Here is a 5,837-nt window from a genome sequence, read left to right as displayed (position 1 = left end):
ATCATGGGGGGCACGTTCGACCCCATCCATATCGGGCACCTTGCGTGCGCCGAGCAGGCGCGCGAGGCTTACGGGCTGGACGGCGTGGTGTTCGTTCCCGCAGGCAATCCGGTGTTCAAGAAGGACAGGAACGTGACTCCTGCCGCGCACCGTCTTGAGATGTGCCGCGTTGCCGTGGACAGCAATCCTGCGTTCGATGTGAGCTCGATCGAGATCGACCGCGGCGGCGACACGTACACGGTGGACACGCTGCGCCAGATGCGCGCGCATTACCCCGCCAACGTGGAGCTGTGCTTCATCACCGGGGCCGATGCGGTGTACCACATCCTGCAATGGCGGGAAAGCGCGGCCATCGCCGATCTGGCTCGTTTGATCGCGGTTACAAGGCCGGGCTACGCGCTGTCCGAATCGCATCGTGAGGCCATCGCCGAGCGAGGGAGCTTCACGGTCGACTATCTGGAAGTTACGGCGCTTGCCATCTCCTCGAGTGACTTGAGGGGTCGGGTTGCGGCGGGAAGGTCGATTCGCTATTTGACCATGCAGGGCGTTCTCGACTATATTCAAGCGCATGCGCTGTATCGCGTACAAGGCTGTACCGCATGCGGCGGCACGGAAGGAGGGTCGTTGCGATGAGCGAACGGGATGCATCGTGCGTGCCTGCTCCTTACGAGGATGACGCGCTGTCCGACGCGTTTTTCGAAGCGCGCAGGCAGGATTTGAAGGCAAGGCTCAAGCGCTCCCGGTACGAGCACACGCTGGGGGTGGCCGACACCGCCGTGCGGCTTGCGCGTTTGTACGGCGTCGACGAGCGTAAAGCGCGCTTGGCGGGGCTGCTGCACGACTGGGACAAGAGCTTCGACGACGAGGGCATTCTCCGACGGGCTGAAGAGCTGGGACTCGACGTCGATTCCTCTGCGATCGGGGACCTTCCGGCGCTTTTGCACGGTCCCACGGCCGCGCTCGCGCTTTCGCGGGCGTATCCTTGCATCCCGTGCGATATCGTGCGGGCCATCGAGCTGCATACGACGGGCGCTATCGGCATGAGCGATTTGGATATGGTCGTGTACGTTGCCGATGCCGTCGAGCCCGGCAGAAAATACGATGGGCTGGAAAAGCTGCGCGCGCTGGTTGGCCAGGTCTCGCTCGAAGAGCTGTTCTTGGCAACCTTTCAACATGTTCTTCTCAACCTTATCGATCGGCGTAAGCGGGTGTATCCGCGAACGCTCGAAATATGGAACCATTACCTTGTCCGCGCGCGAGAAGCCGCAGGCGAAACACCGAAGAAAGGAATAGCGTGACCGAAACGAAGAACGAGACCCCCGAGGTGACCTCTCGCGAATGCGCGCTCATCGCTGCGCGCGCCGCTGACGAGAAGAAGGCTACCGACATCATGGTGCAGGAGGTACGCGAGCTTATCGGCGTAACCGATTACTTCGTGATTGCAACCGCGTCGAACAACCGCCAGGTCGAGGCTATCGTCGACGAGATCGAAGAGGCTGTTCGCACGCAGGGCCGCCTGAAGCCCCTGCATCGCGAGGGAACGCAGGACGGCACCTGGTCGCTGCTCGATTACGGCAGCTTCGTCGTGCACGTGTTCCAGCCCGAAACGCGCGACTACTACCGACTGGAGGCGCTCTGGAACGACGCGCCCGTGGTGGATCTGGCGAAGGAAGCGGGTCTGACCGAGATCGAGTATTCCGATCGCATTGCGAAGATGCTCGGGCGCAAGTAGCGGTCATCCGCACGCTATACGGTTTGCAACGAGAAACGGGGCTTCGGCCCCGTTTCTCGTTGACCAGGCTGTTTCGATGCGCGCTGGATGCGCGTGAGAAACGTTCTGGGCTTTCGCGCGGTCCGCGCTGGATTCGCGTCAGGAGCGTGCTGGATTTTTGCTGGGAAGCTGCTGGATCCGTGGCAAATCAGGTGGGATCCGCGCTGGATATGCGCCATCTGCGCGCTAGATTGCCTCGTTATGCTCTTGTTAAGACGCTTGACGTAGCAAGTTGTATCCTATAAGATACAAATGAGCAAAGATGGCAGACGGTTCTGTTCAGGTTTTCAGCACGGCGACGTTCGCTCGGTGGCTCAGGCGGTTGAAGGACGAAAGCGCTCGCGTGGCCATTCTTGCGAGGATTGCTCGCCTGGAGGACGGGCTTTGGGGCGATGTCCGCGCGGTCGGGGATGCGGTGATCGAATTCCGCGTCATGCAGGGGCCGGGCTATCGTTTGTACGGCATGCGGCATGGGTGCAGGGTCGTTCTGCTTTTGTGTGGCGGAGACAAAGGGTCTCAGCGTTTCGATATCGCGCGAGCGAAGCGGCTTGCTCGGCGCATACGGCAGGAAGGGGCTTTCGATGAAGAATCCGTTTAGACGGACGCTAAAGGTTAAGGAGTTTTGCGTTTCCGACTATTTGGACTCCGAGGAGATGATCGCATCGTACCTCACTGCCGCGCTGGCCGAGGGCGATCCCGAGTTCTTTCAAAGGGCTCTCGGCGACGTGGCGAAGGCGCGCGGAGGAATGGCGCAGGTAGCACAGCAGGCAGGGGTCGGTCGCGAAAGCTTGTACAAGTCGCTATCGGCGGAGGGCAACCCGCGGTTCGGCACCGTTGTCGACGTGCTTTCGGCCCTTGGCTTCAAGCTTGAGGTTGTTCCTGACGCATAGGCCGGTCGGAAACGGCTGGAAGCGGCGCGGTTTACGCATGGCTTTTTTCGGTAGTCGTTCGCAGCGCCTTCGGAAGGGGGAGGGCTGCTCCTAATGCGGCTGCGGCGATCATCACCACGATGCCTTTCACCGGGAAGCACAGGAACAGCAGCAATACGGTCATAAGCGGTTGGCGCATGACGCCGCCGACGAGCGCTGCCGTGCAGGCGCACAGGCAGAACACGGGGTCGGCTCCCGTGAGCGCCGCCATGCCGTAACCGATGGAGACGCCGGCGAAGATGACGGGAAAGAAATGCCCGCCCCTCCAGCCGAATCGGATGCACAGGGGCGTGATGGCCACTTTCGCGAATCCTGTTGCAAGCAGCGTGACAGCCCCCATGCTCATCCAAACTTCGTTAAGCTGCTCGGTTTGCACTTCGCCGGCGAACATCGTGAACGGCAGCGCTATGCCCATGGTTGCAAGGGCAAGCCCCGCGATGACCGCTTTCAGCACCGGGCGGTCTCCCATCTTGTCCGATGCTCGCTTGAAGCAGCCGTCGAACGCGCAGAACAGCCACCCGCCCGCCGCGCCGATCAAGGCAAGCGGCAGGAACCAGACCACTTCCGTCGCGCCGACGTGGATGTTGCTGTAATGCGGAAGCGACATGCCTCCGCCGAACAGCGACGACAAGCCCATGAGCGCGCCCAACGCTCCTGCTATCGCGCAAAAGTACACGACCAGCTTCGAGGTTTTCGGAAGGGTGATGGTCTGCTCGGACCCTTCGGGCTCTCCGCCGTAAAGCGGTGCGGCGAACCCGAACAGGGGTGCGGTGAATATGGCAGAAAGCGCAGCCATGGTGCCGACCGAGGTGAGCTGCTTGAAGTCGGATCCGAAGCGCTTCATGCGGTCGCCTACCCAGGTGCAAATGCCGGCGATCGCCCCGGTCAAGCCGGCTTCAGGGCCGATGGATCCGCCGAAGAACAGAGGAAGAAGCGCTGCGATGGACATGGTTCCCAGCTTGTCGTATTCGTAGCGGCCGTCTTGCTTTACCTTGGCCATGACCTCGTTGAGGTCTTCGGGGTACGGGCCGAAGCGCTTGGTGAACAGGCCGATGATCAACCCTCCCACCAAGCAGGCCGCCAGGGGGAAGTACGGCCCGAAATGCGCGGGCATCTTCTCCCATATAAAAGAGATGCCCAGGTTCATGACGAAGAGGAGAAACCACACGAACGCTCCCGCTATGGCTCCGGTCACGATGACCGACGCGACGAACAGTGAGCGGTTTGCGAACTTCGCTGCCTTCACGATGCGCTCCTAACGCGCGACGATGTCTCGGGCGCAGGGCAGGCCGTGCGCGCTTTGCGCCGTTTGCACGGCGCGCACGACGGCGCCCTGCATGGCTTCGGTGGCCAGCATGGCCACCAAGTCGTAGTCGGCCTCCGCTTCGCACGAGGAGAACGTGAACACGGTGTCGCCGTCGCCGGACGTGTGGACGGGCTTGATGGCCCGGGCGTACGCGTCGTGGACGGTGGACGATACTTTGGTGGCCTGCGCCTTGGTTATGCGAGCATTCGTGAGAACCAGCCCGATGGTGGTGTTCGGGCAGGGCCCTTCGCTTGGGATTGCTCGGCTTCCGTCGTCTTGGATGCGGCTTGCGAGCTCGGCCAGCGCATCGAGCGGATCCATGACAAGGCCGTTTTCTCCTCGGCATCCGGCGATCCACGTGCCGTCGCTTTCGCAGACGTTGCCAAGTGCGTTCACGGCGACGATGGCCACCGCCACCACGTCTCCCATGCCCAGCCCGCAGATGCCCAGCCCGGCCTTCATGGCCCGATCGCCGCCCAGGAGCTTTCCAACCGTGGCCCCGCATCCGGCGCCGACGTTTCCTTCTTCAAGCGGCTCGGTTGCTTTACGCTCGAAAGCCGCGCGGGCGGCAGCGCGGCCCATGGTTGCGTCGGGATGCGCGTTTTGGCCTACGAGCAGGTCGAACAGGCACGCTCCGCACACGATCGGCACCCGCGCGCTTTCGACGGGAAAGCCGATCCCGCGTTCCGCCAGCTCCTCCATCACGCCGGTCGACGCCGCTAAGCCGAAAGCGCTGCCGCCCGAAAGGACAACGGCGTGCACGGCTTGGATCATGTTCTCCGGCTTGAGCAGATCGGTCTCGCGCGTGGCGGGTCCGCCTCCGCGCACATCGACGCCGCAGACGCCGCCTTCGGGCGCGATGACCACGGTGCAGCCCGTTGCCGCAGCGGCATCGTGCGCGTGCCCGCACAGAAACGCGGGCAGATCGGAGAGGGAAGCGGGCTGGATCATGGCGGTTCCTTCCTGAGGAGACTGGTCATGCAGTAGTCGCATTGTACACCGTGGAAGGAGCCTTCGCTGTTGAAGGATACGACCGAATCCGGCGTGGAGGAGGGATCGGTCCCTGTTGCGCGAACCGGCCGGTGCCGTGCGGGGGCCGCCGGGAACCGACCTTGCGCGAATCGCGGGAACGGGTCCGTTGTCGGCGAGGGCTGCGGCTGCGCGGGTGCCGTCAAACCGCCGCATCCGCGTTCCTGCGTGCACGAGCAACGTTCCTATGTGCACGATTCTTTCTCCAATGTTGCGCGCGAGCGCAGCCGAGGCTCTCTCGTCGGCGGCGAAAGAACGCGACCAGGCGAAACGCACGGTCGTATCGAAGGCCGTCTCTCAGCGCGCCTCTCAAACGCAACATTGGGGAAAGAATTGTGCAGCAAGCAAGGTGCCTGCCGTTGGATCCATGCCGACGCGCGGGGCCTTTCCGAATCGGACGGCTTGCGATCGGGCGAAACGGGGCCTTTCCGACGGCGAAGGGACGTTCCGGAGCGCCTGCGAGGTTTTCGCGGGATGGGGGCATGATGTATGCCTATATGGGTTCGCCGGCGAAAAGATGCCGGGATCGAACTTATGTCGGCTTGCGGCGCCCTCTTCGCAGTGATACGGTGGAAACCCTTTCAAACCGCTGCATCCCTCCCTTACGATGGGAGTGATTCGCATGCCAGATTTTCTGACCAAGACCGCTTGTCGCGGACGTCGTCCGCAGCGATTCGTCTCGGCCCGCCACTACCGGCGCCCCGACCTCATTGCGAAGTTGCTGAGGGAGCGCCATGTTCCCCGGTTCATCGTTGCGCCCGAGGGATTCGGCAAATCGTTCGTAGCGCTGGAGTACGCGGAA

General features: G+C 62.7%; 8 protein-coding genes. 6 read left to right on the top strand and 2 right to left on the bottom strand.

What is annotated here, in order from left to right; all coding sequences use genetic code 11:
- The 5 genes from nadD to ACMNI9_RS02725 form a co-directional block, all read left to right on the top strand.
- On the top strand, positions 1-633 hold a 633-nt coding region (gene nadD, locus ACMNI9_RS02745), incomplete at its 5' end, for a nicotinate-nucleotide adenylyltransferase (protein WP_418830764.1).
- Positions 630-1,298 carry a bis(5'-nucleosyl)-tetraphosphatase (symmetrical) YqeK gene (yqeK, locus tag ACMNI9_RS02740; protein ID WP_418830762.1) on the top strand — a complete coding sequence of 223 codons (669 nt, stop codon included), beginning with the start codon at positions 630-632 and terminating at the stop codon, positions 1,296-1,298. The genes nadD and yqeK, both read left to right, overlap by 4 nt.
- Positions 1,295-1,732 carry a ribosome silencing factor gene (gene rsfS, locus ACMNI9_RS02735; protein ID WP_244596838.1) on the top strand — a complete coding sequence of 146 codons (438 nt, stop codon included), beginning with the start codon at positions 1,295-1,297 and terminating at the stop codon, positions 1,730-1,732. The genes yqeK and rsfS overlap by 4 nt, the downstream gene beginning before the upstream one ends.
- Before the next feature lie 301 nt (positions 1,733-2,033).
- Entirely contained in the window at positions 2,034-2,369 is a 336-nt protein-coding gene (locus ACMNI9_RS02730; protein ID WP_418830760.1) for a type II toxin-antitoxin system RelE/ParE family toxin, read from the top strand.
- On the top strand, positions 2,353-2,661 hold the full coding sequence (locus ACMNI9_RS02725) for an addiction module antidote protein (RefSeq protein WP_418830759.1): 309 nt from the start codon (positions 2,353-2,355) through the stop codon (positions 2,659-2,661). The genes ACMNI9_RS02730 and ACMNI9_RS02725 overlap by 17 nt, the downstream gene beginning before the upstream one ends.
- Before the next feature lie 31 nt (positions 2,662-2,692).
- Here ACMNI9_RS02725 and ACMNI9_RS02720 read toward each other — a convergent pair whose 3' ends face one another.
- The gene (locus tag ACMNI9_RS02720) at positions 2,693-3,946 is read right to left on the bottom strand and encodes a chloride channel protein (RefSeq protein WP_418830758.1); all 1,254 of its coding nucleotides are present in this window, start codon (positions 3,944-3,946) and stop codon (positions 2,693-2,695) included.
- 9 nt (positions 3,947-3,955) lie between these two features.
- Positions 3,956-4,957 carry a P1 family peptidase gene (locus ACMNI9_RS02715; RefSeq protein ID WP_418830756.1) on the bottom strand — a complete coding sequence of 334 codons (1,002 nt, stop codon included), beginning with the start codon at positions 4,955-4,957 and terminating at the stop codon, positions 3,956-3,958.
- Positions 4,958-5,657: 700 nt separating this feature from the next.
- Here ACMNI9_RS02715 and ACMNI9_RS02710 point away from each other — a divergent pair.
- Positions 5,658-5,837, top strand: a 180-nt coding sequence (locus ACMNI9_RS02710; protein WP_418830754.1) for a hypothetical protein, incomplete at its 3' end; no start/stop codon positions are given.

The sequence above is a fragment of the Paraeggerthella sp. genome, from assembly GCF_048427265.1.
GTDB lineage: Bacteria > Actinomycetota > Coriobacteriia > Coriobacteriales > Eggerthellaceae > Paraeggerthella > Paraeggerthella hominis.
The sequence above is the reverse complement of the archived record's forward strand: the minus strand, read 5'-3'. Positions and strand labels throughout refer to the sequence as shown.